Source organism: Serratia oryzae, assembly GCF_001976145.1.
Classification (GTDB): Bacteria; Pseudomonadota; Gammaproteobacteria; order Enterobacterales; family Enterobacteriaceae; genus Chania; species Chania oryzae.
Genome location: NZ_MOXD01000080.1, coordinates 1 through 230 on the forward strand (window position 1 = coordinate 1; position 230 = coordinate 230).

At 61.3% G+C, this 230-nt stretch carries 1 protein-coding gene; it reads right to left on the bottom strand.

Annotation, left to right across the window (positions count from 1 at the left end; genetic code table 11):
* Nucleotides 1-230 (bottom strand): hypothetical protein (locus tag BMI79_RS23945; RefSeq protein ID WP_158069142.1); only part of this gene is annotated, 230 nt, incomplete at both ends.

The window sequence follows — 230 nt, forward strand, 5'->3', positions numbered from 1 at the left end:
CCCCGCTGCTGGTCAGGTTCAGCGCACTGCTGCCATCCGCCACATTCATCACCGTGGCATTGTTAAGCACCGTGCCGCTGTCGAGGGTCAGGCTGGTGCCATTGGTGAGATTCACCGTGCCGCTGAAGCCCTGGGCATGATTGCTGTTGCTCAGGTCAAGATGGCTCGCGCTCAGCGTCCAGTCTCCACTCCCGCTCAGCCTGTTGTTCAACGTGCTCAACAGGCCACCG